The following is a 24,206-nucleotide window of genomic DNA, read 5'->3' as shown; positions in this document are numbered from 1 at the left end:
CCCCGGCGCCCGACCGCGGCGCCGGGGCACGCGCGTGCCGCCCGCTCACTCCTCGATCACGTACGGCAGGGCCCGGTCGAGCCCCAGCCGCTCCCCGCTGTGGAAGGCCGCCGCGTACACCCGGGGCCCCAGCGCCTCGCGGGTGCGCGCCACGCAGCTCTCGTGGTCGCGCATGTGCGGTCGCAACGTGGTCGGCGAGGTGCCCATCGCCTGCCAGAGCGCGTTGGCCACCCCCAGCATGCGGGCGGCGCGCTCGTGGCGGCCGTACGCCCCGGCGATCCAGGCCAGGACCTCGACGCACTCCGCGAGCCCCCACCGGTCGTTGATGGTCCGCCTGATCGCCATGGCCTCCTTCAGCATGGCCTCCGCCCGTTCCGGATGGCCCTGGTGCCAGGTGGTGACGCCGACGGCGAACAGGGCGTACCCGCGCGAGGGCTCGGCGCGCCGCTTCTCGCACAGCGTCAGGAACTCCTGGGCCAGCTCACCGGCGCGCTCGGGGTCCTCCTCCGCGCTGTACGCGGCGTCGTAGTACAGGTTGATGCCGAGGGCGCTGAGGTCGCCCCGGTCCACGTGGGCGGCCCGCGCCTTCTCCATGAGCGCCATCCCGTTGCGGGCGTCGCCGGCCGTGAAGGCCACCATGGCCGAGACCTGCGTCGCGAACGCCCGCGTCTCGTCGTCGCCGCTCTCGCGCGCCAGCCGCTGGGCCTCCTCCAGCATGGTCTCCGCCGGGGCGCGGTCGCCCTGGAGCAGGGCGAGCATCGCGGACGTCCACAGCCCCGCCCGGCGGGCCCGCGCGTCCCGGGGCACGAGGGCGAGCCCCCGGTCCATCCAGTGGCGGCCCTCCGAGACGGAGCCCGCGAGGATCCAGTAACCCCACATCGCGGACGCCGTGTCGAGCGCGTCGGCCGCGTCCTGCGGGCGGGCGTACGACAGGTCGAGCGCGACGCGGATGTTGGGCAGCTCCGCCGCCAGCACGCGGTAGCGGGCGAGCTGCTCGGGCACCAGCCGGTCCACCCGCCGCTCGGCGACCAGCCGCCGGTAGTGGTCGCAGAAGCGCCGCCGCAGCGCCTCCTCCTCGCCGCAGGCCACCAGCTTCTCCCGGCCGTACGAGCGGATGCTCTCCAGCATGTGGTAGCGGACGCCGGCCTCGTGCGACTCGGCGACCAGGATGGACTTGTCCACCAGCCCGGCCAGCAGCTCGAACACGTCCTCCGGCTCGATGCCGTCGCCCGCGCAGACCTCCTCGGCCGTCTCCACCTCGACCCCGCCCGCGAACATCGACAGCCGGCACCACAGCCGCTGCTCGGCCCGCGTGCACAGGTCGAAGCTCCAGTCCACGGCCGCGCGCATCGTCTGGTGGCGCGGCGGCCCGTCGCCGCCCGCGCCGGTGTCGAGGATCTCGAACCGCTCGTCGAGCCGGCGTTCCAGCTCCTCCGCCGGCGTGGAGGCGAGCCGTCCGGCCGCCAGCTCGATGGCGAGGGGGATGCCGTCGAGGCGGCGGCAGAGCCGGGCGAACACCCGGACGTCCGCGCGCTCCAGGGTGAAGCCGGGACGCACCCGCGCCACCCGGTCGGCCAGCATGCGGACCGACTCGCTGCGCGCGATGTCACGGGGCGAGGCGGCGGGGTCCGGCACGGACAGCGAGGGCACCACCAGCACCTGCTCCCCGGCCACGCCGAGGGTCTGCCTGCTGGTGGCCAGGACGCGCAGCCGGCCGGCTCCGCGCAGCAGGCCGTCGACCAGCCTCGCGCACGCGTCCAGCAGGTGCTCGCAGTTGTCGAGGACGAGCAGCACGTGCCGTTCGGCCAGGTAGTCGACCAGCACGCTCATGGGGGACGGTCCCGCGTCGCGCACGCCGAGCGCCGTCGCGACCGTCGGCACCAGCAGGTCCGGGTCCTCCAGGGAGGCCAGCTCGACGATCTCCACCCCGTCGTCGTACGCCGGCCGCAGCGCCTCGGCCACCCGCACCGCCAGCCGGGTCTTGCCGACCCCGCCGGCCCCGGTCAGCGTCAGCAGCCGTCCCCGCGCCAGCAACCGGCGGGCCGCGGACACCTCGCCCCGGCGCCCGATGAAGGTGGACGTCTCAGCGGACGTCACCCCTGGATGTACCACGGCCTGTACACGCTCTCGCCGCCCCCTGCCGGCTCCCCCGCCGGTGACGCGGTCAGCCGATGACCGGCACCGTTCCTCCAGGTTAAGCGCAGAGTGCGAGGAACGCACCAGCGCGTCCCCGCCGGCGGCTCGGTCGCCGGCGCGGCGCACACGCGTCCACCGCGCCGGCGACCGTCCTCACCACCAGTACCGCCGCCCGCCCACGGGCCGCCCGACCGAGCCGAGAACCAGGAAGACGACGCCGATGAGCAGGAGAATGCCACCGATCGTGTAAAGGATCGAGATGCCGAGCAGCCATCCCAGCACCACGAGTATCAGACCGAGAATGATCACATTGCCCTCCATGGACAACCGGGACTGCCCCGGACTCGCTCCTCCACTTCCCCACCATCGGCCTCTAATCGCGCCGGGCTCACATGAGCCTCTGACCTGCGCCTTCGCGGCCGATCTCGGAAGAGCGCCGCGCACGCCCGGCGCACGCCGCGAGAAGATATGCCGAGAACGAAACCTCGTGAGTCATAAGTCCGCTCTCGGATAGATTGCCGGGATGCGTGAAGTGATCACCCCGGACGGCCGCACCCTCGCCGTCGAGGAATGGGGCGTGCCCGACGGCACCCCGCTGTTCTACCTGCACGGCAGCCCCATGGGCCGGCTGGCCCGCCATCCCGACGACTCCCTGTTCACGGGCCTCGGCATCCGGTTGATCACCTTCGACCGTCCCGGGTTCGGCGGCTCCACGGCCCGGCCGGGGCGGCGTGTCGTGGACGGCGCCGACGACGTGGCCGCCGTCGCGGACGCCCTCGGGCTCGGCCGGTTCGCCGTCTACGGGGTCTCCGGCGGCGGCCCGCACGCGCTGGCCTTCGCCGCTCGCCACCCGGACCGCGCCCTGCGGGTCGCCTCACTGGCCGCGCTCGCGCCGCGCGACGCCGACGGGCTCGACTGGACGGCCGGGATGATGGACGGCAACGTCCGCAGCGCCGAGGTCGCCCTGCTGGACCGGGACGCCATGACGGCCCACCTGGGCGCGGACTCCTCCGCGCCGCCCCGGCTCCCGGACACCGAGGCCGCCGTCCTCAGCCGTCCGGAGATCAGCGCCATGCTCGGCGCCGCGTACGCGGAGGCGGTGCGCCCCGGCCTCGGCGGCTGGGCGGACGACGTGATCGCGCTGTTCGGCAGCCCGTGGGGCTTCGACCCGGGCTCCATCACCGTGCCGGTGCGGCTCTGGCACGGCGAGCTGGACCCGGTCGTGCCGGTCGCCCACGCGCGCTGGCTCGCCTCCCGCATCCCCACCGCCACGCTCACGGTCCAGCCGGACGCGGGGCACGCCGGCCACTTCGACGCCACCCCGGCCACGCTCGCCTGGCTCCTGGAGACGCCCGCCCGACCGGGAGCGTGATCAGCGGGTGGGAGCGCACAGGGCGGCGTCGAAGGCGGCGAAGAGGTGGCCGACGTCCTTCGGGGTGCCCGTCACGTACACGGTCGCGGCCCGGCCGGCGCGGTCGCGCCCGCTGAGCACCCGCACGCCCGGCAGGCCGCCGTCGTGCATCCACACGGGGCCGCAGCTCAGCGGGTAGGTGTAGACGCCCAGGCCGTAACGGCTGCCCTCGGGGTCGTCGCCCGGGACGGCGCGGGCGGTCATGGTGCGCAGCGTCGCCTCGGGAACGGGCTGCCAGAAGCGGTTCAGGTCCTCGGGGGTGGAGACCAGGCCGCCGCCCGCCCCGAACGCGTGACCGGGCAGCCGGGTCTGGTCCACCTCGCCCGCGGCCGGGGCGGCGGGGTTGACGCCGTAGGTGTGGGCGTGCCGGCCCCGGATGCCCAGCTCGCCGCTCCTGGGCCAGTACGTGCCGGGCAGGCCCTTCAGCACGCCCTCCTCGGTGACCCGGCGGAAGTCCTCGCCGGTGACCTTCTCGATGAGCATGCCGGCCACGAGGTAGTTCGTGTTGGAGTAGAACCACCGCTCGCCGGGCTTGGCGACGGGCTCGCGGGTCAGGGCCAGCTCGAGGTGCTCGGCCGGGATCGCCGGCTTGGTCCAGTCGACCAGGTCGAAGTACTCGGGCAGGCCGCTGGTGTGCTGGAGGAGCTGGCGGACCGTGATCCGCGCGCCGCGCAGCGAGCCGGGCAGGTACCGCTCGACCTCGGCGTCCAGGTCCACCTCTCCCGCCTCGACCAGGCGCATGACCTCGGCCGCGACGACGGATTTGGTGACGCTGGCCGCGCGGAACCGGCCGTCGCCGCCGACCATCGGCGCGCCCGTGCCGCGCCGCGCGGTCCCCGACGTCCAGGTGGTGCTCCGGCCGTCGCGCTCGCGTACGGACAGGACCGCTCCGGCCATGCCGTCCCGGGTGGTCAGCCAAAACCGATCGCCGTCGCCTCACCACGCCGACGACAATGGCGCGATGCTGAGCAAGCGCCCCTACGCCGACGCCGACCTGCCCCTGCTCCAGGCGGTCATGGCCGGCTGGATCGCCCGCGCCGGCCGCTGCGGCTACGACCACGTCGGCGAGCTGCCCCACCGCGTCTACGAGAACCTGCGCGGGCGCCGTCCCGTCGGCGAGGTCGTCCACGTCTGGGAGCACGGCGGCGCGACGGCCGGGCTCACCGTCAACACCCGCTTCGGCAACGCCTTCGACGTCTTCACCGCCCCTGAACTGCGCGGCACCGAAGCGGAGACCGCCATGATCGAGGACGCCGCCGCGACCACCGGCCAGGGCGCCGACGAGGTCCTCACCGACGTCTGGGACTGCGACCACGTCCGCATCGAGCTGCTGGAACGCCTCGGCTTCACCCGCTTCCGCGTCTGGGACGACGTCCAGGAGATGGCGCTGGCCGACACCCCGCCGCAACCCGAGCCCCCCGCGGGCTTCACCGTCCGTCACGCCCGCCTGTCCGACGCCGCCCACCTGGCCGAGGCCCGCAACGGCGCCTTCCAGGCGGGCTGGACCGCCGCCGAGTACCGCGACGAGGTGATGCGCAAGCCCGGCTACGACCCCGCCCGCGAGATCGTCGCCGAGGCCCCGGACGGCCGCGTCGCCGCCTTCGCCGTCTACTGGACCGACGAGCGCAACGGCCTGGGCCACTTCGAACCCGTCGGCACCCACCCCGGCTTCCGGCGCCGGGGCCTGGCCCGCGCGGTGATGCTGCACGCCATGCACCGCATGAGGCCGCTGACCACCGTCACGGTCAACCACAACGCCGAGAACCTCGCCGCCCGCAGGCTCTACGAGAGCCTCGGCTTCACCCCGCGCCACCGGACCTACGGCTACCGCCGCTGACCGCGGATGCGGCGCCCCGCGGGCGGGGCGCCGCATCGACCCGCCGGGCTACGGGTGCCGGGTGTAGAGGCGGTAGGTGGCCAGGACGTTGAGCCGGTGCAGGTTACGGCACAGGTCGAGCATGGCGTGCTGGGCCGCGGGCGGGCCGAGGGCGGCGGCGAGCGCCGGGTCGAGCCGTTCCGCCCACGGATCCGTGCAGGCCCCCATCGTCTCCTCCAGGGTACGGCCCTGCCGTACCGCGGAGTCGACCTCCTCGTGGAGGCGCTCCAGGTAGGAGATCAGGGTGTCGACGGCCGCGTGGCCGTCGCCGGCCGGACCGTGCCCGGGGATGATGGTCTCCAGGTCGGGAAGCGCCTCCTTCATGGCCCGCATGGTGGCGATGTACGGTTCGGGGCCGCCCTGCAGCAGCATGTGCGCGATGCCGGCATGGCACAGCAGGTTGCCCGTCCAGGCGACGCGCGTGTCGGGGACGTAGACGACGGTGTCGCCGGGGCCGTTGCCGGGCCCGAAGTGCCACAGCTGCACGGTCCGGCCGCCCAGGTCGATCTCGGCGAAGGAGTCGAAGACCACGTCGGGGAGGCGCCAGGTCGTGACGGCGTCGAACAGGGCCTCGTCGCCGTACATGTTGCCCGATCTGACCCGCTTCTCGTAGCCGAGGTCGGTCATGTTCGCCCGGTTGGCGCGGGAGGAGACGATGACGGTCTCGGCGGGGAAGGCCAGGTTCCCGAAGGTGTGGTCGCCGTGGTAGGTGGTGTTGATCAGGTAGCGCAGTGGCCGGTCGGTCAGCTCGGCGGCCATCTCCTGGATCGTCCGCGAGACGTCGGGGGTGATGCCGGCGTCGACGATCAGGGCGGCGTCCGCGCCGGCGATGAGCCCGTTGTTGTCCTTCGGCGCCGGGACGGCCATCAGCGCGTGGACGCCGTCGGCGAGCCGCCGCGGCATGAGCTCCATCCCGACCGGTGACAGGTTGGGCCCGTTGTACGCGGTGGGCCGCTCGGCGATCTCGCGCTCGGGGATGTGGGTGCTCACAGCAGCCCCCCGAGCCGGTCGAAGAGCTGCGGCACCTGCTTGCCGAGCTGGGCGCGCACCAGGTGCTCGGCCATCTTCGGCACCCCTCGCAGCTCCAGGTGGAACTCGACGCGGCAGCCTCCGTCGATCTCGTGCAGCCGGTAGCTCTGGCTCACCCCAGGCTTGGCCTCCGGCGGGGTGCTGAGCGTGAACGACGCGCCGGGCACGTAGCCGGACACCGTCAGGCCGATCTCGGTGCGGCGGCCCATCACCTTGCGCACCTGGTCCACGCGGACCCCCTCGCCCAGCGGGCCGGAGGCGTGCGACTCCAGGACGTCCGTCTGCCACTCGGGGAAGCGCGCGGGGTCGGCGATGACGGCGAAGACCGCGGCGGGCGGACGCGGGTAGTCGGCGACGTGGTCGACGGTGATCATGACTGGCTCCTCAGCAGCTGAGCGGTGAAGGGGTTGAGCTCGATCGGCTCGTCCTCGCCGATGACGACGGTGCCGCCCAGGTTGGCCAGACGGTCGCCGATGACGGCGTTGGGTTCGAAGGCGAAGGTCATGCCGGGTGCCAGGGGCAGCTCGCCGCCCATGGTGGGCACCTCGAACAGCCGCCCGTAACGGGCGGAATCCGGCAGGCGGCGCAACCCGGCGCCGAACCCGCAGACCGGGCCCATGGGGTTGAGCGTGTGCACCAGCGGGTGCACGTTCCAGGCGCCGGCCTCCTCCAGCGGCGCCCGCATCGCCTCCACCAGGTCACCGAAGGTGTTGCCCGGCCTGGCGGCGGCCAGCCCCGCCTCGTAGGAGGCGCGGGCGACCTTGGCGCCGATCTCGATGTCGGGGTGGACCCGGCCGACGGCGATGGCCACCTGGTGCTGGGTCTCCTTCATGCCGAAGCGGCAGAACACCTCGGCCATGATCACGTCGCCGTCCTCGATGACGCGGGGCGCCTGCGGCCGGTAGGACCAGGCCGGAGGCCCCCACGAGACGAACCCGGGACCGGAGGAGAGCAGCATGTCGGGAGCCGCCAGCCCGCGCCGGAAGGCGGCCGCCATGCCCGCCGCGTACACCTCGGCCTCGCTGACGCCCGGACGGGCCGCCTCCAGCATCGCCTCGGCCATGGCGTCACCGGTGGCGGCCGAGTGGCGGACGACCGCCAACTCCTCCTCCGACTGGCAGATGGTGGCGAACAGGTAGCTGAGCCCGACCGGCTTGAACTCCACCTCCGGCAGCTCGGCGAGCACCTGGCTCCACAGCCCGTGCGGCATGATCGGGTTGATGTGGAAGGGCGGGTAGGGGTCCAGGCCCAGCACGCCGACCGCGCCGCTCTCCAGGCGGTGCTCGCGCAGGACCTCCACCACCCCGGCCGCGTGCTTGGCGACGCGGATGCGCTCGGGCGGGATCCAGAGCTCCTCGCCGCGCCGCGCGGCCTGGATGTGGTCGGCGACCGGCAGGGTGGACCACGTCAGCTCGATCGGGTCGGCGTCACGGCAGAAGATGACGATCGCGCCGGGCCGGTCGTTGGTGAAGTACACGTCCGGCGCGAACGGGGCCAGGTCGGCGCACTCGTGCTCGCCGTAGGCGACGAGGGCCTGCACGCCCTCGGCCTCCATGATCTCCCGGGCCAGCGCCCAGCGGCGGTCGCGCTCGGCCAGGGAATAGGTGGGAACGTTCATGCGGGTGACGCTACGAACGGACGGCCCGCCGCCGCTTCCGTCATCCTGCCGGACCCGGCCGGCCTCGCTTAGGTCGGCGGGACCAGCCTGGCCAGCTCTCCGCGGGAGGTGATGCCCAGCTTGGGGAAGGCCTTGTACAGGTGGTAGGCGACCGTGCGCGGGCTCAGGAACAGTTGCGCGCCGATCTCGCGGTTGGAGGCTCCCGTGACGGCCAGCTGGACCACCTGGAGCTCCTGAGGGGTCAGGACCGCCAGCGGATCACCGGCCCGCGGGTTCCGGGCGGGGGTGGCTCCCGCGGCGCGCAGCTCGGCGGCCGCCCGGGCGGACCACGGGGCCGCGTCGAGCCGGTCGAAGGCGTCCATCGCGGCCTGGAGCTGGACGCGGGCCTCGGCACGCCGCTGGTGGCGGCGCAGCCACTCGCCGAACACCAGGCGGGTGCGCGCCTGTTGGAAGGGCTGACCGGACAGGGCCAGCGCGCGCTCGTAGAGGGGCTCGGCCCGCTCGTCCGGCGCCAGCAGGGCGCGTGCCCGGTGCAGCACGGCGAGCGGCCCGGCCTGCCCGGTGCCCTCGGCCCAGTCCGCGTAGCGGCGCAGCATCCCGTCCGCTCGCCGCGGTGTGCCCACTCTGACGGCGGCCTCGACGTAGTCCGGCCACGCGTAGCGCCAGACGAACGCGTGGTGCGCGCCGCCCTCCGTCACCCGGTCGAGCCGGTCGAGCACCGCCTCGTAGCGGCCGAGCCCGAGATCGAGCATCGTCCGCCCGTAGGCGACCCAGGTGCCCGGGGGCAGCCAGGACCGGTCGTCGGCGTACCTGACGGCCTGGGCGGCGGCCTCGTGGTGCTCCTCCTCGGCGCCGGCGACCCCGCACAGCCACGCCTGGACGCCCGCCAGGTAGCCGCTCCAGAACGGCTGGCCGACGTCGGTCGACAGCGCCTGCCCCTCGGCCACCGTCGCCCGCGCCGCCCGGTGCCGGCCGTCGAGCAGCTGTGCGATGGCGAGGACCGTCATGGCCTGGGGCAGTCGTCCCAGGCGGCCCTCCGCCCGGCAGTCCCGGACCAGGGTGACGGCGCTCTCCAGCATCCCCTCACGCTCGGCGCGCACCATGGCGTGATAGGTGATGATCATGCGGAGCTCGAACGGCACCGACCCCAGGTCGTCGCGGAACGTCGGCGCTGTTCCGGTGGAGCCCTCCAGGACCATGCTGAAGCCTCTGCTGATCGCGCGCACCGCCGCCGCGAGGCCCTCGCCGTCCGGGCAGAGTTCCTCGGCACGGCGGGCCAGCTCGATCTGGTCGGGGTGGGCCGCGCTGGTCCAGGTGTAGAAGCCCGCAATGCCGAGCAGGGGCAGCCTCGTCGCGTGGTCGGCCGCCTCGGCGCTCTCCAGCAGCAACCGGCTGGCCTCCAGTGGCCGGCCGGCCTCGAACGCCAGCCGGGCCCGCACCCGGGCCAGCTCGGCCGGCACCGCCCCGTCCCGCGTCACCGGGCCCGCGTGCCGCAGTGCCGTGCCGACCAGCTCGCCGGCGCGACGGTTCAGGCCCGCCTCGATGGCGGCTCCCGCGGCGGCCGTCCACCGGCGTACGGCGTCGGCCGGGTCGGCGGACAGTTCGGCGGCGCGCGCGTAGGCCGCCGACACCGTCGCCTGCCCCCCGCGCCGGCGGGCGCGCAGCCCCAGACTCTCCAGCTCCGCGGCCACGGCCTCGTGCGGCTCCAGGGTCACGGCGGCCAGGTGCCAGGCGCGCCGGTCCTCGTCGACCGCCTGCGCCAGCGCGCGGTGCGCGGCCATCCGCGCGGCGATGTCGCAGGCCAGCAGCACCGCCGTACGCACCAGCGGATGCCGGAAGGCGACACCGGTCGCGCACACCCGGACCAGGCCAGCCCGCTCCGCCTCCGCGAAGTCGGCCAGCGAGGCGCCGAGGGCGCGGATCGCGCCGGCCAGCACCTTCAGCTCGCCTCGATCGTCCAGCGCCGCGACGAGCAGGCAGGACCGGGTGGCGGCCGGGAGCGTGGCGACCCGGTCGCGAAAGCCCGCGAGCACCCGGTCCGTCACCGGCTCGGCCGAGCCGAAGGAGAAGGCCAGCGGGGTGAAGGCGCCCGCCCGCTCCTCGGCGCCGAGCATGCGGGGCAGTTCGAGCAGGGCGAGCGGGTTGCCCCGGGCCTCGGCCAGCAGCTGATCGCGTACGGCGAGCGGCAGTCCGGCCGCCTGCTCGGCGAGCAGGCGGCCGGCCGCCTCGGGATCCAGCTTGTCGAGCCGGACTTCCGGCAGGCCCCTGGCGGGGAACACCCCGCCGCCCTCCCGCGCGGCGAACAGGACGGCGACGGGCTCGGCGTAGAGGCGGCGCGCGGCGAACACCAGCGCGTCGGCCGACTCGCTGTCCAGCCACTGCGCGTCGTCGACGAGGCACAGCAGGGGCTCGTCGGCCGAGAGCTCCACCAGGAGGCTGAGCGTCGCCAGCCCGACGAGGAAGCGGTCTCCCCGGGTCGCCGCGCCGAGGCCGAGCGCGCCGAGCAGCGCCTCGGCCTGCTGCGGCGGCAGTGCCGCGACCCGGTCGAGGACCGGGCGCAGCAGCAGGTGCAGGGCGGCGAAGGGCAGCTCGGCCTCCGACTCGACACCCGTGACCCGCAGGACGTGCCCGGGTGCCCGCCCTTCGGCGTACTCCAGCAGCGCGGACTTGCCTATGCCGGCCTCGCCGCGCACCACCAGGGCGCCGGCCGGGCCGCCGAGCAACGCGTCGATCCGGGCCTGCTCCGCCTGACGCCCGTACAACATGGCACTCCTCAGTAATAGGCGCGCATCAACGCGGTCGCCCAGGCCGGCTGCACGACCTCGCCTCGTGGACCGAATTCGACCATGTACGGCTTGATGTCGAGAACGGGGGTGCCGTCGACGGCGTCGAGGCCGCGTACGCGCACGTCGAGGCCGTCCACCCCGAGCAGGCGGCAGCGGGAGACGCCGAGCCGGTTGGGGCGGTTCTTGCCCCGCTGGGCGAAGATGCCCACCAGCGGCCAGTCCGGATTGCCCCGGGGCCGGCGCGCGGCCGTCTGCACCTCGTCCGGATCCACCAGGTGGAACTGGAAGATCACTTCCAGGTGCGAGAACGTCTCCAGGCCGGCCAGGGACTCCGGCCCGAAGCGTTCGCCGTCCAGGCGGATCACCGCCTCCTCGGCGTTCCAGTCGTCGTCGTACGGCTCGGCGCGTCCGCCGACCACGGTCCCCAGCGGGTGCAGGTCAATCGTCATGGCCGTGACTGTACGGCGCCGTCCCCGCGCGCGAATCCGTCATGATGCTGGTCTGTCGGCGGAGGCGTCAGGGGAGGCGGCTCGCTCCTGGTGTCGTTCCGTTCTCCGTGCGGAGATATTGCACGCATGCGACGCGAGGCGCAGCGCCGCCGCACCCGCAGAGCGATCGCCCTTCGCGACGTCCGCGGCCTCGACCCGCAGGCCGAGCAGGAGGTCATCACCTGGGCCGCACGCGCCCTGACGGAGGCGGCGACCAAGGAGGAGTGACCGACGCCACTCACCGAAGTCCCTGTCACGGGCTTGACCTTGCCCCTAGGTCAAGGTTCGACGATCTCCGCATGGACAACACCGCACTGCACACCGTCGAAGCCCAGATCCGCGACCAGGCCGCCGCCTACTGCGAGTCCGGCAAGGTCCCCGGGTACGTCGCCGGCGTCCACCACGCCGGACAGCAGACCGTCGTCGCCCACGGCGTCGCGAACGCCGCCACCGGCGCACCGATGCTCGACGACACCGGTTTCCTGTTCGGCTCCGTCACCAAGGTCCTGACGACCACGCTGGTCCTGCGGCAGGTCGACCGCGGACTGCTGGACCTCGACACGCCGGTGGTGACGTACCTTCCCGGCTTCGCGCTGGACTCGCCGGGCGCCGCGGACAAGATCCTGGTCCGGCACCTGATCTCCCACACCAACGGCATCGACGCGGACCTGTACTTCCCCGACGCCAAGGGCCGCGACGCCCTGAAGACCTACGTCGACGGCCTCGCGAGCGGCTGCGGCACCCTGTTCGAGCCCGGCGAGCAGCTCAGCTACTCCAACGGCGGCATGATCGTCGCGGGCCGGCTGCTGGAAGTGGTGACCGGCCTGCCCTTCCCCGACCTGCTCGCCCGCGAGATCTACGCCTCGGTCGGCATGACCCACTCCAGCACCTCCGCCGAGCAGGCCATCCTGCGCAGCACGGCGGTCGGCCACTTCCTGGACCCCGAGACCATGTCGGCCAGGCCCACGAACATGTTCACCCTGCCCGACACCTGGGGACCGGCCGGCGGCACGCCGATCGGCACCGTCGCCGATCTGCTCGCCTTCGGACGCACCCACCTCGCGGGCGGCGTCTCCCCTTCCGGCACGCGCGTCCTGTCGGCCGAGTCGACCGCCCTGATGCGGCAGGTCTCCTACGACATGGGGACCCCGAACACCCCGCCGCTCGGCCTGGGCTGGGTGCTCTACCCGTTCGGCGACACGACCGTCCTGGCCATGTCGGGCGCTTCGCCCGGCGGCGTGTCCATCCTGTGCGTCGTGCCCGAGCACGACCTGGTCTTCGCCGCCTACGGCAACCAGCCGGGGGCGATCATGCTGCACGACCAGCTCCTGCGGTGGCTGCTGAGCGAGCACCTCGGTGTGCCGATCCCCAGGCTGGTCACCGAACCGGAGCGGGATGTCGACCTGACTCCCTACGTGGGCACCTACCGCTCCAACCAGCTCCGCGTCGACGTCAGCGTCGTCGACGGCCAGTTGGAGGAGCGCACGACCTACGAACCGGCGGACGGGTCGCAGGAGCGGATCTTCACCGAGTTCGCCGGCGGCATGACCTCCGGCCCGCCGCAGCGCTACGTGCCGATCCGGCCGGGCCTGTTCGCGCCCGCCGGGTACCCGCTGGAGACGTTCGACGGGTACCTGCGGCTGCTGCTCGTCTCCTACCACGACATCCGCGACGGCCAGGCGCGCTTCCGCAACGCCGGCGGCCGCCTGACCCGCCGGGCCTGACCGCCGCCCCCAGGGGTGGAAGGATGTCCGGCATGCTCACGATCGGCCAGCTCGCGGACTACGCCCGAGTGACCATCAAAGCTGTCCGCCACTATCACCTTCGCGGTCTGCTCCCCGAGCCGGACCGCGACTCGTCCGGCTACCGGCGCTACACCGCCGAGCACGCCGTCAAGATCGTCAAGATCAGGACCCTGGCGCAGGCGGGCGTGCCTCTGGCCCGGGTCAAGGACCTCCTCGATGCCGACCCGGACACGCTCGCCGCGGCCATCACCGAGATCGATCACGACATCGAGGAGCGCATCGCGCAGCTGCGGCGAACCCGTGACCAACTCGCCCAGCTGCGCGGCGGCGACCGGCTCTTCGTCTCCCCGGAAGTCGCCGACCATCTCGACGAGCTGCGCGAACTCGGCGTCAGCGAGCGCCAGCTGCACCTCGAACGCGACGGCTGGATCCTCATGCAGACCGCCTCACCCGAGGACGCCTCCCTGTGGATCGCCGAGAAGCGCGAGCTCATGACCGATCCCGAGTTCCGCGCCCTCTACCTCGACCACGACGCCGCCTACGACTGGTCGCCGGACGATCCCCGCCTCCCCGCCCTCGCCGACCGCACCCGGAACTGGTTCGCCCGGAGCCCCGGCCGGTCCGAGACCGGCCCGGTCCACAACCCGGCCATCGCGCGACTGGCCGCGCAATCCCAGCCGGGAGCCTCATCCCCGGCTTGGGACCGCCTCGCCCGGCTCATGACCGACCGGTCTTGATCGTGGGGCCGCCCGACCAGGAGCGTCCGGCCTCCGGTTGCCCCTGATCCCGGCCTGACGGACGCGAACCCGCGCCCCGACCATCGGCAGCAACGGCTCGATCCGCGCTCTTCCCCTCGGCTACGGGACTCGCGACCATCTCGGGGAGAGACACGGCAGCCCCGCCGAGGCGAAGAGAACGACGATCAAGGTCACCACGGCCGCGAACCAGGCCACCATGACGACCGGGCCGAGGGCGGCGTAGCCGTACCCGGCCAGCACACCAGGCCCTCCCAGCGCGACCACGGCCCAGCGCGAGACGTCGAGGAGCGCGGCCCTGGAGACGTCGCCGCCGCAACGGACCCGCCGGACGACAGGGTCGACCACCAGCCAGACGGCGATCAGGGCACCGGCGGCGACGACGGTGCCCATCGCTCGCCCGACCGGCGAGTCACTCGATTCGGCGAAGGACAGCAGGAAGACGGCGATCTCCGCCCAGACCATGGCGACGGCCATGGCGTGGGCCCGGTCGAAGCCGTCGTCGCCGGATCGCCGCAACTGCGACAGCCCGGACGCGCACAGCCCCCATCCCACGGGGTCGAGCAGCAGGTCGAAACCGTTGACGCGAAGAGCGCCGAAGGCGAAGGCCAACCCTATGGCGATCTTCGTGACCGGCAGCAAGCCCGCCTGGGCGGACTCGGGTGCGGGGCCTTTCAGGACCATTCCGGGTCCACTGCCTCGTTGCAGACCTTGCCGGCGAGCCCGCGTTGCCAGGCGACCGGCAGGCTCGTCGAGGGTCCGTCCAACCGCCCCGAGTCCAGGACGACCTCCGCGGATCCCGTGTCCAGCCAGGTCCGGTAGGTGAAGCGGATCGGCCGAGGCTGGTGCGGCACCGCGGCGCAGTCGGTGATGACGATGCGTCTCCTGAGGACCCCGATGTCACCGAGCTGCACGGTGACGTCGGGCTGTTCCTCGCGCCCCTTGTCAGGCGGCAGAAACCGCAGGCCGGGAATGTCCGCCGAGATCCCCGTGAGCGTGAAGGGCACCGACCCTTCATTCTCGACCTCGAAATAGACGTCGCTGTAGAGGACACCCTTCGGGTCCACATCGGCGTGCGCGAAAGACGCGTCGACACTCCACCGGATATGCGGAATTATCGCCCCTGTCCACCACAGACCCTCGGCCATGAGGAGCAACGCCACGCAACCGTAGGACACCACGAGTAATCGCCGGCGGTAGGCACGCCACGAGACGATACCTAATCGCTGCCATATATCGTCCGAAGTCACGATATCGAACCATATATGGTGGCACCTCGTGACGATACTCTCCTGGGCTGCCGGCATGATCACGGTGCTCGTGGCGGCCATGCCGGTGACCCGGGAGCGGCTCAACCGCTTCGCCGCGCTGGCGGGTCTGTCCGTCACGCCGGACAACGCCCGCCAGATCATCGACCACTTCGCCGGCCTGCGGCGGCAGCGCCTGATCTCCGTCGCACTCGCCGCTCTCGTGACCGGCCTCACCCATGACCCCTTTTATCTGGTCGTGGGCTGGTCCGCCATTCCTGTCCTTCACGCGATACGGCTGCCGCCCACGGAAGGCGAGAGAATCTATCGGACGGCGTGGCTACTGGGTTCCGGCGGCGCCGTGGTGGCGTCCGGATTTCTGCTGTTGAATCAGGGCCCCACTCCGGCGCGTCTCGCGCACGCCGCCATCGTGGTCATCGTGGCGGCGGCCGTACTGCTCGCCACCGCCCGGAAAAGCGAAAGGCCCGATGAAATGGGACGATGGTCGGCCCGAAGCCTTTATCTTTCCGGGACCGCCATCGCGTTATCCGGCGCGCTGCTCACACCTGGGCAACCGATACAGCGGGATCCACCCGAGTATGCGATGCCCGCACAGGTCTCCCACTCAGCCGCCTCTTTCACGACGGTGGACAGCGTCAAAGGGCCAGAATGCCCGTGGTTCGACGAGACGGACGCCCCGTGCCGGTGGTGGCTGGTGAACGGCAACCCGTTCCCGCAGGCCGCGCCGTACACGATCCGCACGGGCGGAGCCCCGCAGCGAGCCCCGCTCGTCCGCAGCCCCGACCACAAGGCGCTCGTCTACCTGGACAGGCACGACCGTCGCATGATCTATCAGGACGCCGACGGCATCCGCCCGCTCACCGGGGTCCTCGCCGACGCCGCGGTCCCCACCGTCACATTCGCCGGCCAGAGCCGGTATGTCGCCCTCGCCAAGGACAACGCACAGATCACCGACACCCGGACAGGGTCCACGATCACCATCCTCGGCGCCCACCAGGTTCACGACGTCAACCAGAACGGAATCGTGGCGACGACCGCGTCGCACGTCCTGGTAGTCGACCATCAGGGGAGAACCCGCCTGACCTTGCCTCGGAAAGATCCCGGGGACACCTACTACCTCCACCCTGACGGAACCCGGCTCGCGGCCGTCCGAGACGCCGAAGACCGTGTGGACGCCTACGCGGTCAGGACAGGCAAGCACCTGTCCAGCGTCGCCCTGACGTTCCCCGGCGACGAGTCTCTGGGCACCGGTCTCGGCTGGTCGAAGGAGGGCCCCTTCCTCGTCCGCGGGTACCTGTACGACCGCGTCTACCACCTGGACCTGACAACAGGAAAACTCTGGCGCCGCAAGCGCTGACACGCGAACACGGCACCAGGTCGCGCATCGCGCAACCTGCCGGACCTCGACGTCGCTGACGCCGGCAGAGCGGTTCGGCGTGGCGAGTGGTGAGCGCTTGACAGCGTGACCGCCCGACTCGCCGTGACTTGGGGCATAGTGAAGGCCAGGGGCGTCTCCGGTAGGAGCGAGGTCTCTTGGACGAACACGAATATGCCGCTCTCCTCAGAAAGCTCTACGGCTCGCCTGAAGCCGCTGAGCACCACAATTCCCCCGAGGACCAGCAATGGCGGCGCCTGCGCGCGCTTCAGCTGGGGGTCGAGTACGAGGACTTCGATCACGGGCAGGCGCTCGAGCTGCAGCGGTCGCTGATCCTGGAGCCACTCCTGGACGCCATGAACGACGACGCTCGCGAGCTGATCACGAAAACGCCCATTGCCTGGATCAGCAGCCGGACGCTGAACGCGCATGCCATGGTCGCGCCGAACGGCCGCCCGGTCATCGTCATGAACCAGGGCATCAGATCGTTGTTCAGCTTCTGGATCGAGGCGCTGAACTCCTCTGAACTCATCCGCAAGGACAAGGGGAACCAGGCCGCCGACCGGTTCCTGGGCGAGGCGTACTGCTTCATCATGAACTACACGTCGAACAACGGCATGGAGACCTACCCCAAACTCTTCCTGGCTCTCGATCCCCGGGAACTCGCCGTGGGGGTCGTGCTCACGCACCAGGTCGAGATGTTCATCATGGCGCACGAGATGGCCCACGTCCTTCTCGGACACGTCGTGGACACGCCCACCCACGTGGCGTCACTGGGCGACGACCCGAGGGCGGAAGACGCCGCCTACCTGGAATTGAGCAGGGAGCAAGAACTGGCGGCCGACGAATTGGCCTACGCGCTGTATCTGCGTGCCTGGCCGATCAGCGCACGGGTCATGGGGCGTAGGAAGCTCACGACCGGCGACACGCTCGGCCCGCTGAACTATTTCCTGCTGCTCGCGGTGATCGAGAAGAACATCGAGAACTTCAAGCCCACCACCCATCCGCCCGCGACCGAGCGGCTGCTGGTCCTGCTGGGTCGCTTCTCCCCGCTCAAAGGCTCCTGGAGACGCGGCCTCCGGAGAACGTACAACTCCGCGATGCGGCTGGGCGTGATCGCATTGGCCTCGCCGGACCTGAGAGCCGAGGGTCTGGAGTTCACAGAGAACCGCTGGTACGTCAAAGGAGAGTAGATGACGGTCGCTTTCAGCCTCGCGGTGGCTCCGGAAGTCGAAGAAGAAGACGTGGCCGACCTGATGCACGAACTCTCCGGCCACCTCACGTTCACGCGGGCGAGCCGTGCGCTCAGCGTCGACTGGCTCATGGTGATCGCCATCGCCAAGGACGTCGCGCCGATCCTGGGCGCGGCGAGCGCGGCGGTGAACATCTCCGAGAAGATCATCGCGTGGCGCCGGAAACGGGGGGAGGCGGGCCGGATCCACCTGCAGAACGGTTCCGACGTCATCGATCTGTCGAGCTGTTCCGACGAGGAGATCGAGGCCTGGTTCGACAGGCTCTCGAAGGAGCGCGACACGAGGCGCTCCGACGACGATCAGGAGCCCTGAGCCACGCAGAGGCTCAGGGGGGCCAGAGCATGCGCGCCGCACGCCGGCACAGGCTACAGGCTGGTGCGCTGCCTCAGAGTGCCCGTGTACTGTCCGGCGTCCAGCCCTTTCCGGGCGGCCCACCCGTCGTCGTGACAGGTCGCCAGATGCCGATCGGCCGCGTCGCCGATCAGCGACACCACTGTGCCGGTCTCGCTCCTGGCCCGCATGCGCTCGACCAGTTCCAGCGCCGCCCACAACGCGGTGCCCGACGAGGCGCCGACCGGCAGCCCGGTGACCTCGCGGATGTACCGGGCCGCCGCCACACTGGCCGCGTCGGGTACGGGCACGACCAGGTCCACGAGGTCGGGCCGGAAGCCGGGCTCGACGCGCGGCCGTCCGATGCCCTCGACGCGCGAGGGCATCCCGGTGCCGTAGTCGGGCGCGTCGAGGGTCCATCCCGGGAAATAGGCCGAGTTCTCGGGATCCGCCACCGCGACCCGGCAGTCCTCACCGTGGGATCGGATCCACCGGCCGAGGGTGGCCGAGGTCGCTCCGGTGCCCGCGCCCGTCACCACCCAGTCCGGCCGTACCTGCCCGAACAGCTCCTCCGCCAGGTCGTGCGGCGTGGCCCGCCCGAACTGGTCCAGGAAGTGCCCGTCGATCTCCCGTGCGGCGTCGTAGATCGCCAGCGGCGGCGTCACGAACCGGCACTCCCCGCCCAGTTCCTCGACCGGCCGCGCCCGAGCCTGGCTGCGCTCGCCCGGCATGACCACGATGTACGGCAGCCCGAGCCGCCGCGCGAACCACGCCTGCGCCACGGCTGCGTTGCCGCCGGTCGCCTCCACCACGGTCACCCCCTCGGTGACCGACCCGTCGAGCACGGCTCGGCGGAACAGTGCCCTGGCATGCCGGTGCCGCAGGCTGCCCGTCGGTTGGGCCGACTCGTCCTTCAGCAGCAGCCTGATCCCGGGCGCCGATACCGGCAAGTCGATCAGAGGCGTGGGCTCACCCGCCGCCAGCACCTCGAGCGCTCGCGTGCTCCAATTCACCGCCCCACCATGTCAGGAGCGGCCCGAGAGATCACGCCCGTTCGCCACGAGCGAGCCGGGCAGGGAGTCTGCGCGCCCCCCGCAATGACCGTCGCTGTTGCCCGATCAGCCCACGCGCGGACAAGCGCCCGGGAACACGAAAACCGCCCCTTACCTGCGATGCCTACGCAGATAAGAGGCGGTTTCATCTTGTGGAGGTGGCGGGAATCGAACCCGCGTCCTTCAACCCCAAGACAGGGCTTCTCCGGGCGCAGCCTGCTGTGCTTTTCTCAGCCCCGGCGATCACGCAGGCGAGTCGCCGACGGGCTCAGCCACTGTTTGGTTTCCCGATCATCCCCGTGGCCGGGTCGATCGGTTGAGCCTTCTAGCGATGCCAGACACCGGGCCGAAGGCGCTCCCGGGCTGACAGTGGTTTCGCTACTTAGGCAGCGAGGCCCAGGGAGTCCTGGGCTACCACAGTGCGCTTGGAATTGGCACTTGTTGTTTGCGGTCACAGGATTAACGAGGTTATGTCCGCAGTCCTCGGCCCGCTTCACCTGACTTGCAAGGTCAAAGTCGAAGCCAGTCACCCCCTGTGCAGTTGTCAACACGGTCTCCGCGCTTCCACGCGATGGCCGAGCAACACGACGATACAACCGACAACGCCTGCGATGCCAACTTGATTCCCGGCGTTCCCCCCGCGTTCGCCCGCCGCCGGTGGGCAGGGTACGGCGAAACCCCCGGGAACGCGGCTCGAAGCGCACGCTCCCGGGGGCCGACCGGCAGGGTCGAGCCGGTCCGACGGCAGGACTTCCCCCGAGATGAAGTCCTGGTCTCATCGCGACGACTGGAACCGCAACCCCCCGAGCGGCCCAGTCATTCTGTAAGACGCCACCGGAGGCCCGGCGGGTTGCTCCCCAGTGTCAGCGTTGCGTCAGGGCCTCGCCACGGAACGGCATGGCCGCCCGCGCCCCGCCTCCAGCGCCCGCGCGGACCGGCCGGCTCCCGTCGAGGGTCGAACGTCGAACGTCGAGCCGGACCTCAGCCCTGGTCGCGCAGCGCGCCGAAGAAGTCGCCCGCGATGGCCGCCGGGTTGTAGTTCTTGGCCAGGACGGCGACCGCCACGTCGCCCTGCCAGCCCACGAACCAGCGCTGCCGGCTGCCCTCGTCGCCCGCCGCCGCGGACACCCCGTACACCTGCCCCTTGCCCGCCTGCGCGGGGGAGCCCTTGGCGCCCGCCTGCATCATCGCGGTCAGGGCCGAACGGACCTTGGGGTCGAGCGGCACCGGCTGCGGCGCCGGCGCGGGGGCGATCTCCCCCGTCGGGTCGGGCGACTTGGGGTCGGTCACCAGCACGGGCGGCCGCCACGTGCCGGAACCGACGGCCGCCGCCACCAGCGCCATCGACAGCGGGCTCACCTGGACGTTCTGGCCCGCGATGGCCCTGGCCTTGTCCGCGTCGCTGCCGAGCTCGCCGACCGAGCCGCTGAACGACTTGAGCGGGAGCTGCCACTGCTGCCCGATGCCGAACGCCTTGGCGCTCTGCGCGAGCGCCCCCGCGTCCACCAGGCGGGCGAGCGAGGCGAGCGCGGTGACGCAGCCCTTGGCGAAGTTCTCGGTGAGCGTCGGCGCGGGCTGGCTCACGCCGGCCGCCTGCTCCGTCTCGACGAACCGGGCGCCACCGACCGTGCGCTCAGCCGGGCACGCCAGCCGCAGCTTCGGGCTCACGTTGCCCTTGACCAGGGCGTCGGTGGCGATGATGGAGAACGTGGTGCCCGCCGGGAACTTGCCGGCCAGGGCGTCCTTCTCCTGGTTCATCCCCTCCGTCGCGACCGCGCGGATCTCGCCCGTGGCCTTGTCGACCGCGACGAGGGCGCTGGTCTGGCTCTGCTTGACCGCCTGGTCGGCAGCCTGCTGGACGGCGCTGTCGATGGTGGTCTTGACCGACTGGTTCGCGCGGCCGGGCCACTCCTTGAGCACCGCGACGTCCTTGCCGGTCTTGGCGTCGAGGATGACCACCTTGGTCTGCGTGGAACCGGTGAGGTAGTCCTGGTACGCCTTCTGCAGGCCGCTCTGCCCGATCGAGTCGCCCGCGCGCTGCGGGCCGCCGAGCTTCTGCTCGTCCTCGGGGGTGATCGCGCTGACCTTGCCGATCAGATCCTTGGGCTCCTTGGGGGCGAGCGGCTGCGGCTGCTCCTGCACCGTGAGCTGCTTGATCTTGTCGAGCTGGTTCTTCAGCGCCAGGTAACGGAAGCGACCGAAGTGGGCGAGCGGCACGAACTGGTTCGGCGGGGACGACCGGATGCGATTGAGCAGCCGGTCGTGGGGGAACCCGGTGTACTTGGCGAGCTGCTGCACGACCTCCTCGGCCTGCGCGCCGAGCTGCGAGGGCACCACGCCGGCCACGAACAGCACCTGCGGGCTCTGCAGCGACTCGCCGTTGCGGTCGTTGATCGGCTGGCGCGGGATCGCCTCGGGGTCCACGGCGAACCGCTGCCCCTCCTTGAGCTGCGGGTGGATGACCGAGGGCGACCAGCGCACCTTCCACAAGCCGTCGACCAGGTGCAGGGGCAGCACGCCGTCGTAGACCCAGAGCGGGCTGTTCTCGCCCAGGTCCACCTCGGCCCGGAACTCGGCCCGCGACTCGTCGCCGTTCAGGCTCACGTTCTTGATCTTGAAGCGGAAAGAGGCGGCGTCCAGCTGCAGCTTCACGTCGGACAGCGTCTTGCGGACCGCCGCCTCGTCGCCGTCGGTACGGCGGGCCGCGAGCTCGTAGTCACCCGTCTGCCAGCCCACGAGGAAGTCGCGCAGCGCGTCGTGCGGCGACGACTCCTCGAAGCAGCCGGTCAGAGTCGTGGCCGCGAGCGCGGCGGTGGCGAGCGCGGACAGCGTACGGCGAAGGCGGGGACGGCTCATCGGTTGCGGTGGCGCAGTGCCCTGGCCATCTCCCGCTTTGCCTGCTGCTCGGCCAGCGTCTGCCGCTTGTCCCAGTCCTTCTTGCCGCGCGCCACGCCGATCTCGACCTTGGCCCGGCCGTCCTTGAAGTACAGGGAGAGCGGCACGATCGTCAGACCGCCCTCCTTCACCTTGGCGGCCAGCTTGGCGATCTCCTTGCGGTGCAGCAGCAGCTTGCGCTTGCGGCGGGCGGCGTGGTTGGTCCACGTGCCCTGGCTGTACTCGGGGATGTGGACGTTGAGCAGCCACGCTTCGCCGTCGTCGATGGTGGCGTATCCGTCGATCAGCGAGGCGCGGCCTTCGCGCAGCGACTTGACCTCGGTGCCCTGCAGCACGAGGCCGGCCTCGTAGGTGTCCTCGACGTGGTAGTCGTGCCGAGCACGCTTGTTCTGGGCGATGACCTTCCGCCCCGTCTCACGTGGCATGCCTCGACCTTACCGGCGTTCCTCTAGACCCTGAGATAGCGGCGGAGCGTCACGAACGACGCCAGGACACAGATCACCACGCCGAACACCATGGTGAGGGTGATGGCCTGCGCCACCTCGTCCCAGCCCAGCGCCGCCCCGATGGCGATGAACTTGGTGAGCTCCTCGAACATGAAGACCTTGGCCACGATGAGCAGGACCGCGGCGAGCACGCCGCCGATCAGGCCGGCGATCATGCCTTCCATCACGAACGGGAGCTGGATGTAGAGGTTCGAGGCGCCGACCAGGCGCATGATGCCGGTCTCCCGGCGGCGGTTGAAGGCCGACAGCCGGACGGTGTTGCCGATCAGCAGGGCGGCGGCGAGCACCAGGATGACGGCGACGATGATGGCGGCCCATCTCAGGGTGCTCAGCATGTCGAAGAACCGGCCGATCAGCTCTCTCTGGTTGACCACCTGGGAGACGCCGGGCATGGCCTCCGCGGCCTGCACGACCGGCTGGTAGTTCTCCGGGTCGCTGAGCTTGACCCGGAACGAGGTCGGCATGTCCTTGACCGTGGTGGCCGTGAGCAGGGCCTTGTTGGTGGCGTAGGCCTCCTTGAAGTTCTTGTAGGCCTCCTCCTGGTTCTCGTAGATGACCCCGCCCGGCGCCACGCCAGGGGTCTTCTCGAGCTGCGCCTTGACCGCCGCGGTCTGCTCGTCGGTGATCGCCTTGCCGCCGCACTTCTCCGACGCGGAGATCTTGTCGCAGAGGAAGACCGAGATCTCGACCTTGTCGTACCAGTAGGTCTGCATCATGGAGACCTGGGCGTTGATCATCAGGCCGACGCCCAGCATCGCCATGCCGACCGCCACAGTGATCACCACCGCGATCGTCATGGTCAGGTTGCGACGGAGGCCGATCCAGACCTCGGAGAAGATGAAATTCGCCCGCATGGTTTGCCTGCTGCTCCCTGTCAGTACGCCTGGCCGTAGACGCCACGCGACTGGTCGCGGACGATCTTGCCGTCCTCCAGCTCCACGACACGCTTGCGCATGGAGTCGACGATGGCCGCATCGTGCGTGGCCATGACGACAGTAGTGCCGGTTCGGTTGATGCGGTCCAGCACCTTCATGATGCCGATGCTCGTCGCCGGGTCGATGTTGCCCGTCGGCTCGTCGGCCAGCAGGATCATCGGCCGGTTGACGAACGCGCGCGCCATCGCGACGCGCTGCTGCTCGCCGCCGGACAGCTCGTCGGGCATGCGGTGCGCCTTGCCCTCCAGGCCGACCAGCTCGATGACCTCGGGCACCACCTTGCGGATGAACCGCCGCGGCTTTCCGATGACCTCCAGGGCGAACGCCACGTTCTCGTAGACGTTCTTGTTCGGCAGCAGCCGGAAGTCCTGGAAGACGCAGCCGATGCGGCGGCGCAGGTGCGGCACCTTGAAGTTGGAGAGGCGGGCGAGGTCCTTGCCGGCGACGTGGATGGCGCCGGAGTTGGGCCGCTCCTCCTTGAGGATCAGTCGCAGGAACGTGGACTTGCCTGATCCCGAGGGACCGACGAGGAACACGAACTCGCCCTTGTCCACGTCCACCGAGACGTGATCGAGCGCGGGCCGGTTCTGGTTCGCGTAGACCTTGGTGACATTATCGAAATGGATCACGAGAGCATCACGGCATGCCAGTCTAGGGGTCAGGACGGAAGCGAGGGTGGCACATGCCCACTTCCCGCCGCTCGGCCGTCGGGGACGTCTTCTTTACCGATGATCGACGTTCCGATTGG

23 protein-coding genes and 1 other RNA gene are annotated in these 24,206 nt (G+C 71.3%); 8 read left to right on the top strand and 16 right to left on the bottom strand.

What is annotated here, in order from left to right; genetic code table 11:
- Nucleotides 1-45: 45 nt before the first annotated feature.
- A complete protein-coding gene (locus tag HT134_RS13520) occupies nucleotides 46-2,097 on the bottom strand; it encodes an ATP-binding protein (protein WP_175600690.1) in 2,052 nt (683 codons plus the stop codon).
- 192 nt (nucleotides 2,098-2,289) lie between these two features.
- A complete protein-coding gene (locus HT134_RS13515) occupies nucleotides 2,290-2,445 on the bottom strand; it encodes a hypothetical protein (protein ID WP_175587533.1) in 156 nt (51 codons plus the stop codon).
- A 214-nt stretch (nucleotides 2,446-2,659) separates the two neighbouring features.
- Between HT134_RS13515 and HT134_RS13510 the strand changes: the two genes are divergently transcribed.
- On the top strand, nucleotides 2,660-3,508 hold the full coding sequence (locus HT134_RS13510; RefSeq protein ID WP_175600689.1) for an alpha/beta fold hydrolase: 849 nt from the start codon (nucleotides 2,660-2,662) through the stop codon (nucleotides 3,506-3,508).
- On the opposite strand, the gene HT134_RS13505 is transcribed toward HT134_RS13510, so the two are convergent.
- A complete protein-coding gene (locus HT134_RS13505; protein WP_175600688.1) occupies nucleotides 3,509-4,444 on the bottom strand; it encodes a serine hydrolase domain-containing protein in 936 nt (311 codons plus the stop codon).
- Nucleotides 4,445-4,508: 64 nt separating this feature from the next.
- Here HT134_RS13505 and HT134_RS13500 point away from each other — a divergent pair, with 64 nt between their 5' ends.
- Entirely contained in the window at nucleotides 4,509-5,384 is an 876-nt protein-coding gene (locus tag HT134_RS13500) for a GNAT family N-acetyltransferase (protein ID WP_175600687.1), read from the top strand.
- Between the two features lie 48 nt (nucleotides 5,385-5,432).
- Here the strand turns inward: HT134_RS13500 and HT134_RS13495 are convergent, their stop codons facing one another.
- From HT134_RS13495 to HT134_RS13475, 5 genes are all read right to left on the bottom strand, one after another.
- Entirely contained in the window at nucleotides 5,433-6,413 is a 981-nt protein-coding gene (locus tag HT134_RS13495) for an MBL fold metallo-hydrolase (RefSeq protein WP_217707799.1), read from the bottom strand.
- Complete coding sequence (locus HT134_RS13490) at nucleotides 6,410-6,826, bottom strand: SRPBCC family protein (RefSeq protein ID WP_175600686.1); 417 nt, start codon at nucleotides 6,824-6,826, stop codon at nucleotides 6,410-6,412. Before HT134_RS13490 ends, HT134_RS13495 begins: the two co-directional genes overlap by 4 nt.
- On the bottom strand, nucleotides 6,823-8,070 hold the full coding sequence (locus tag HT134_RS13485; protein WP_175600685.1) for a M24 family metallopeptidase: 1,248 nt from the start codon (nucleotides 8,068-8,070) through the stop codon (nucleotides 6,823-6,825). Before HT134_RS13485 ends, HT134_RS13490 begins: the two co-directional genes overlap by 4 nt.
- Nucleotides 8,071-8,138: 68 nt before the next feature.
- Entirely contained in the window at nucleotides 8,139-10,835 is a 2,697-nt protein-coding gene (locus HT134_RS13480; protein ID WP_175600684.1) for an ATP-binding protein, read from the bottom strand.
- Nucleotides 10,836-10,843: 8 nt separating this feature from the next.
- Nucleotides 10,844-11,305: an SAM-dependent methyltransferase gene (locus tag HT134_RS13475; protein WP_175600683.1), complete on the bottom strand. Its 462-nt coding sequence runs from the start codon at nucleotides 11,303-11,305 to the stop codon at nucleotides 10,844-10,846.
- Nucleotides 11,306-11,431: 126 nt separating this feature from the next.
- On the opposite strand from HT134_RS13475, the gene HT134_RS13470 reads away from it, so the two are divergent.
- The 3 genes from HT134_RS13470 (at nucleotide 11,432) to HT134_RS13460 (ending at nucleotide 13,826) form a co-directional block, all read left to right on the top strand.
- Nucleotides 11,432-11,572 carry a hypothetical protein gene (locus HT134_RS13470; protein WP_175600682.1) on the top strand — a complete coding sequence of 47 codons (141 nt, stop codon included), beginning with the start codon at nucleotides 11,432-11,434 and terminating at the stop codon, nucleotides 11,570-11,572.
- A 71-nt stretch (nucleotides 11,573-11,643) separates the two neighbouring features.
- Complete coding sequence (locus HT134_RS13465; protein ID WP_175600681.1) at nucleotides 11,644-13,068, top strand: serine hydrolase domain-containing protein; 1,425 nt, start codon at nucleotides 11,644-11,646, stop codon at nucleotides 13,066-13,068.
- 32 nt (nucleotides 13,069-13,100) lie between these two features.
- On the top strand, nucleotides 13,101-13,826 hold the full coding sequence (locus HT134_RS13460; protein WP_175600680.1) for a MerR family transcriptional regulator: 726 nt from the start codon (nucleotides 13,101-13,103) through the stop codon (nucleotides 13,824-13,826).
- 120 nt (nucleotides 13,827-13,946) lie between these two features.
- On the opposite strand, the gene HT134_RS13455 is transcribed toward HT134_RS13460, so the two are convergent.
- Together HT134_RS13455 and HT134_RS13450 are read right to left on the bottom strand one after the other, a co-directional pair.
- Nucleotides 13,947-14,528, bottom strand: a complete 582-nt coding sequence (locus tag HT134_RS13455; RefSeq protein ID WP_175600679.1) for a hypothetical protein — start codon at nucleotides 14,526-14,528, stop codon at nucleotides 13,947-13,949.
- Nucleotides 14,519-15,007, bottom strand: a complete 489-nt coding sequence (locus HT134_RS13450) for a hypothetical protein (RefSeq protein WP_175600678.1) — start codon at nucleotides 15,005-15,007, stop codon at nucleotides 14,519-14,521. The genes HT134_RS13455 and HT134_RS13450 overlap by 10 nt, the downstream gene beginning before the upstream one ends.
- A gap of 115 nt (nucleotides 15,008-15,122) precedes the next feature.
- Between HT134_RS13450 and HT134_RS13445 the strand changes: the two genes are divergently transcribed.
- The 3 genes from HT134_RS13445 to HT134_RS13435 all read left to right on the top strand — a co-directional run bounded on the left by HT134_RS13445 (nucleotide 15,123) and on the right by HT134_RS13435 (nucleotide 18,052).
- Entirely contained in the window at nucleotides 15,123-16,469 is a 1,347-nt protein-coding gene (locus HT134_RS13445) for a WD40 repeat domain-containing protein (RefSeq protein WP_175600677.1), read from the top strand.
- Between the two features lie 176 nt (nucleotides 16,470-16,645).
- A complete protein-coding gene (locus tag HT134_RS13440) occupies nucleotides 16,646-17,680 on the top strand; it encodes a phage exclusion protein Lit family protein (RefSeq protein WP_175600676.1) in 1,035 nt (344 codons plus the stop codon).
- Nucleotides 17,681-18,052 carry a hypothetical protein gene (locus HT134_RS13435; protein ID WP_175600675.1) on the top strand — a complete coding sequence of 124 codons (372 nt, stop codon included), beginning with the start codon at nucleotides 17,681-17,683 and terminating at the stop codon, nucleotides 18,050-18,052.
- Nucleotides 18,053-18,105: 53 nt separating this feature from the next.
- On the opposite strand, the gene HT134_RS13430 is transcribed toward HT134_RS13435, so the two are convergent.
- The 6 genes from HT134_RS13430 to ftsE form a co-directional block, all read right to left on the bottom strand.
- On the bottom strand, nucleotides 18,106-19,083 hold the full coding sequence (locus HT134_RS13430; RefSeq protein WP_175600674.1) for a PLP-dependent cysteine synthase family protein: 978 nt from the start codon (nucleotides 19,081-19,083) through the stop codon (nucleotides 18,106-18,108).
- Nucleotides 19,084-19,272: 189 nt separating this feature from the next.
- Nucleotides 19,273-19,656, bottom strand: a transfer-messenger RNA (tmRNA) gene (gene ssrA / locus HT134_RS13425).
- A 447-nt stretch (nucleotides 19,657-20,103) separates the two neighbouring features.
- Nucleotides 20,104-21,978 (bottom strand): penicillin-binding transpeptidase domain-containing protein, encoded by a 1,875-nt coding sequence (locus HT134_RS13420; protein WP_175600673.1) that lies wholly within the window; start codon nucleotides 21,976-21,978, stop codon nucleotides 20,104-20,106.
- A complete protein-coding gene (smpB, locus tag HT134_RS13415) occupies nucleotides 21,975-22,442 on the bottom strand; it encodes an SsrA-binding protein SmpB (protein ID WP_175600672.1) in 468 nt (155 codons plus the stop codon). The genes HT134_RS13420 and smpB overlap by 4 nt, the downstream gene beginning before the upstream one ends.
- Before the next feature lie 23 nt (nucleotides 22,443-22,465).
- Nucleotides 22,466-23,377: a permease-like cell division protein FtsX gene (ftsX, locus tag HT134_RS13410; RefSeq protein ID WP_175600671.1), complete on the bottom strand. Its 912-nt coding sequence runs from the start codon at nucleotides 23,375-23,377 to the stop codon at nucleotides 22,466-22,468.
- A 20-nt stretch (nucleotides 23,378-23,397) separates the two neighbouring features.
- A complete protein-coding gene (gene ftsE / locus HT134_RS13405; RefSeq protein ID WP_091079803.1) occupies nucleotides 23,398-24,087 on the bottom strand; it encodes a cell division ATP-binding protein FtsE in 690 nt (229 codons plus the stop codon).
- Nucleotides 24,088-24,206 lie beyond the last annotated feature (119 nt).

Origin of the sequence: Nonomuraea rhodomycinica (genome assembly GCF_013363995.1) — a bacterium.
GTDB lineage: Bacteria > Actinomycetota > Actinomycetes > Streptosporangiales > Streptosporangiaceae > Nonomuraea > Nonomuraea rhodomycinica.
This window is presented reverse-complemented; position numbering and strand designations above follow the sequence as displayed.

Coding starts and splice junctions, on each gene's coding strand:
- HT134_RS13510 (WP_175600689.1), top strand. CDS start 2,660: ATGCGTGAAGTGATCACCCCGGACGGCCGCACCCTCGCCGTCGAGGAA.
- HT134_RS13505 (WP_175600688.1), bottom strand. CDS start 4,444: ATGGCCGGAGCGGTCCTGTCCGTACGCGAGCGCGACGGCCGGAGCACC.
- HT134_RS13500 (WP_175600687.1), top strand. CDS start 4,509: ATGCTGAGCAAGCGCCCCTACGCCGACGCCGACCTGCCCCTGCTCCAG.
- HT134_RS13490 (WP_175600686.1), bottom strand. CDS start 6,826: ATGATCACCGTCGACCACGTCGCCGACTACCCGCGTCCGCCCGCCGCG.
- HT134_RS13485 (WP_175600685.1), bottom strand. CDS start 8,070: ATGAACGTTCCCACCTATTCCCTGGCCGAGCGCGACCGCCGCTGGGCG.
- HT134_RS13480 (WP_175600684.1), bottom strand. CDS start 10,835: ATGTTGTACGGGCGTCAGGCGGAGCAGGCCCGGATCGACGCGTTGCTC.
- HT134_RS13475 (WP_175600683.1), bottom strand. CDS start 11,305: ATGACGATTGACCTGCACCCGCTGGGGACCGTGGTCGGCGGACGCGCC.
- HT134_RS13470 (WP_175600682.1), top strand. CDS start 11,432: ATGCGACGCGAGGCGCAGCGCCGCCGCACCCGCAGAGCGATCGCCCTT.
- HT134_RS13465 (WP_175600681.1), top strand. CDS start 11,644: ATGGACAACACCGCACTGCACACCGTCGAAGCCCAGATCCGCGACCAG.
- HT134_RS13460 (WP_175600680.1), top strand. CDS start 13,101: ATGCTCACGATCGGCCAGCTCGCGGACTACGCCCGAGTGACCATCAAA.
- HT134_RS13455 (WP_175600679.1), bottom strand. CDS start 14,528: ATGGTCCTGAAAGGCCCCGCACCCGAGTCCGCCCAGGCGGGCTTGCTG.
- HT134_RS13435 (WP_175600675.1), top strand. CDS start 17,681: ATGACGGTCGCTTTCAGCCTCGCGGTGGCTCCGGAAGTCGAAGAAGAA.
- HT134_RS13420 (WP_175600673.1), bottom strand. CDS start 21,978: ATGAGCCGTCCCCGCCTTCGCCGTACGCTGTCCGCGCTCGCCACCGCC.
- smpB (WP_175600672.1), bottom strand. CDS start 22,442: ATGCCACGTGAGACGGGGCGGAAGGTCATCGCCCAGAACAAGCGTGCT.
- ftsX (WP_175600671.1), bottom strand. CDS start 23,377: ATGCGGGCGAATTTCATCTTCTCCGAGGTCTGGATCGGCCTCCGTCGC.